The sequence below is a fragment of the Neopusillimonas maritima genome (assembly GCF_003576595.1).
Taxonomy (GTDB): domain Bacteria; phylum Pseudomonadota; class Gammaproteobacteria; order Burkholderiales; family Burkholderiaceae_B; genus Neopusillimonas; species Neopusillimonas maritima.
Genome location: NZ_NQOU01000016.1, coordinates 1 through 4,022 on the forward strand (window position 1 = coordinate 1; position 4,022 = coordinate 4,022).

Genomic DNA, 4,022 nt, shown 5'->3' on the forward strand with positions numbered 1-4,022 from the left:
GCAGAGACTTCCGTATCTACATTGTAAGTATGTTCGGCTGTCGCAGTGGCACTGTTGCCCGCTGCATCCGTGGTCGTGACAGAGACGTTTACTGCACTATCTGCTGCCAGTTCAGAACCAGCCACATCCACCGACCAGGCACCATCAGCAACCTGCGTCGTGTAGGTCTGACCATTGACGGTCACGGTGACCGTATCACCATCCTGAACATCACCACCGACGCTACCAGAGACAGTGACATCACCACCAGACTCAGCGGCGTTGATGACGTTATCGGACGTGATGTCATCCACCGTGATCGACGCATCAATCTCAGTATCGACGGTATAACCCTGAGAAGTGGACGCACTGGTGCTGTTGCCGGCGGCATCCGTTGTAGAGACAGATGCACTGACGGTGCTGTTCTCAGCAAGAACTGAACCCGGCACCGACACAGACCAAGCACCGTCTTCAACTGTGGCAGTGTACTCATTGGTGCCAATCGTCACAGTGACGGTATCGCCGTCCTGGACATCACCGCCGACGCTGCCGGAGACGGTCACATCACCACCAGACTCGGCGGCGTTAATGACGTTGTCCTCTGTAATATCGTTAACCGTGATCGACGCATCGATCTCGGTATCAACCGTGTAACCTTGTGAGGTCGAGGCGTTCGCAGTATTGCCAGCGGCGTCCGTTGTCGTGACCGAAGCACTCACGTTGCTGTTATCAGCAAGGACTGAGCCGGGGACAGATACAGACCAGGCACCGTCTTCAACCGTTACGGTGTACTCATTGGCACCAACCGTCACAGTGACGGTATCGCCGTCCTGGACATCACCACCGACCGTGCCGGTCAAGGTCACATCACCTTCGGCTTCAGCGGCGTTGATTACGTCATCGCCTGCAATCGTGTCGATCGCAATCGTCGCAGACACTTCCGTATCCACGCTGTATGTGTGTTCGGCTGTCGCAGTGGCACTGTTGCCAGCCGCATCAGTCGTCGTGACCGACACATCAACTGTTGTATCAGCAGCCAAGTCGGAACCGGCTACATCCACCGACCAGGCACCATCAGCCACCTGCGTCGTATAAGTCTGGCCGTTTACGGTCACAGTGACCGTGTCACCATCTTGAACATCACCACCGACGCTGCCGGAGACGGTCACATCACCACCAGACTCGGCGGCGTTGATGACGTTGTCCTCTGTAATATCGTTAACCGTGATCGAAGCATCGATCTCAGTATCAACCGTGTAACCCTGCGAGGTCGAGGCGTTCGCTGTATTGCCTGCAGCATCGGTTGTGGTCACCGAAGCAGATACGTTGCTGTTCTCAGCAAGAACTGAACCCGGCACCGACACAGACCAAGCACCGTCTTCAACTGTGGCGGTGTACTCATTGGTGCCAATCGTCACAGTGACGGTATCGCCGTCCTGGACATCACCACCCACCGTACCGGTTACGGTGATGTTTGCTTCCGCCTCGGCGGCGTTAATGACGTCGTCACCGGCAATGGTGTCGATCGCGATCGTCGCAGAGACTTCCGTATCTACACTGTAAGTGTGCTCAGCCGTGGCGGTTGCCGTATTACCAGCCGCATCGGTCGTCGTGACCGACACATCAACTGTCGTGTCAGCAGCCAAGTCGGAGCCGGCCACATCCACCGACCAGGCGCCATCAGCCACCTGCGTCGTGTAAGTCTGACCATTGACGGTCACGGTGACCGTGTCACCATCTCGAACGTCGCCGCCGACGCTACCGGAGACGGTCACATCTGTCTCTGCTTCCGCAGCATTGACGATGTTGTCTGCTGTAATGTCATCCACCGTGATCGACGCATCGATCTCGGTGTCAACGGTGTAGCCCTGAGAAGTGGACGCACTGGTACTGTTGCCCGCAGCATCCGTTGTCGTGACCGAAGCACTCACATTGCTGTTATCAGCAAGGACTGAACCCGGTACTGAGACAGACCATGTGCCACCAGAAACCGTGGCCTCGTAGCTGTTCTCACCCACAGTCACAGTAACCGTGTCGCCGTCCTGCACATCACCACCGACCGTACCGGTCAGGGTCACATCGCCTTCGGCTTCAGCCGCGTTAATCACATCATCGCCAGCAATCGTGTCGATCGCGATCGTCGCAGAGACTTCAGTGTCTACACTGTAAGTGTGTTCAGCCGTCGCAGTAGCACTGTTGCCTGCCGCATCGGTCGTCGTGACCGACACATCAACTGTCGTGTCAGCAGCCAAGTCGGAGCCGGCCACATCCACCGACCAGGCACCATCAGCCACCTGCGTCGTGTAGGTCTGACCATTGACGGTGATCGTGACGGTATCACCGTCTTGAACATCACCACCGACGCTGCCAGAGACAGTGACATCTCCGCCAGACTCAGCGGCATTGACGACGTTGTCCTCTGTAATATCGTTAACCGTGATCGACGCATCAATCTCGGTGTCGACTGTGTAGCCTTGTGAGGTCGAGGCGTTCGCAGTATTGCCAGCGGCGTCCGTTGTGGTCACCGAAGCAGATACGTTGCTGTTCTCAGCAAGAACTGAACCCGGCACCGAGACAGACCACGTGCCGCCAGAAACGGTCGCTTCGTAGCTGTTCTCACCCACGGTGATCGTTACCGTGTCGCCGTCCTGGACATCACCACCAACGGTACCCGTCAACGTCACATCACCTTCAGCTTCCGCTGCGTTGATCACATCATCACCGGCAATGGTATCAATCGCGATCGTGGCAGAGACTTCCGTATCTACGCTGTAAGTGTGTTCAGCAGTGGCGGTTATCGTATTACCAGCCGCATCGGTCGTCGTGACCGAGACATCCACTGTCGTGTCCGCAGCCAAGTCGGAACCCGCCACATCCACCGACCAGGCACCATCAGCAACCTGCGTTGTGTAAGTCTGGCCATTAACGGTCACCGTGACGGTATCACCGTCCTGAACGTCACCACCTACAGAACCGGAGACGGTCACATCACCGCCGGACTCAGCGGCGTTGACGACGTTATCAGAAGTAATATCGTTGACTGTGATCGACGCATCGATCTCGGTGTCAACCGTGTAGCCCTGAGTGCTGGACGCACTGGTGCTGTTACCAGCAGCGTCGGTTGTCGTGACCGAAGCAGATACATTGGAATTGCCTGCCAGCACCGAACCAGCAATCGCAATTGCCCAAGTTCCTCCTGCGGTTACGGTCGTGGTGTAAGAACTATCACCTACAGTGACCGTCACCGTGTCACCTGTTTGAACATCACCACCGACCGTACCGGTCAGGGTCACATCACCCTCAGCTTCAGCCGCGTTAATCACATCATCGCCAGCAATCGTATCGATACCGATCGTCGCAGATACCTCGGTATCCACACTGTATGTGTGTTCCGCTGTCGCGGTAGCACTGTTGCCAGCCGCATCGGTCGTCGTGACCGAGACATCCACTGTCGTGTCCGCAGCCAAGTCGGAACCCGCCACATCCACCGACCAGGCACCATCAGCCACCTGCGTCGTGTAGGTCTGACCATTGACGGTCACGGTGACCGTGTCACCGTCTTGAACATCACCACCGACGCTACCGGAGACGGTGACATCACCACCAGACTCAGCGGCGTTAATGACGTTATCGGACGTGATGTCATCAACTGTGATCGACGCATCAATCTCAGTATCGACGGTATAACCCTGAGAAGTGGACGCACTCGTGCTATTGCCGGCAGCATCCGTTGTGGTCACCGAGGCAGATACGTTGGAACTAGTTGCCAGAACCGAACCAGCAATCGCAATTGCCCAAGTTCCTCCTGCGGCTACAGTCGTGGTGTAAGAACTATCACCTACCGTGACCGTCACCGTATCACCCGCTTGGACATCGCCACCAACGGTACCGGTCAAGGTCACATCACCTTCGGCTTCCGCCGCGTTGATCACGTCGTCACCCGCAATGGTGTCAATCGCGATCGTCGCAGAGACTTCCGTATCTACACTGTAAGTGTGTTCGGCTGTCGCAGTGGCACTGTTACCTGCCGCATCGGTCGTCGT

Annotated in this window: 1 protein-coding gene; it reads right to left on the reverse strand. The window is 56.7% G+C overall.

What is annotated here, in order from left to right:
- Positions 1-4,022 (reverse strand): beta strand repeat-containing protein (locus CJO09_RS15500; RefSeq protein WP_119443160.1); only part of this gene is annotated, 4,022 nt, incomplete at both ends.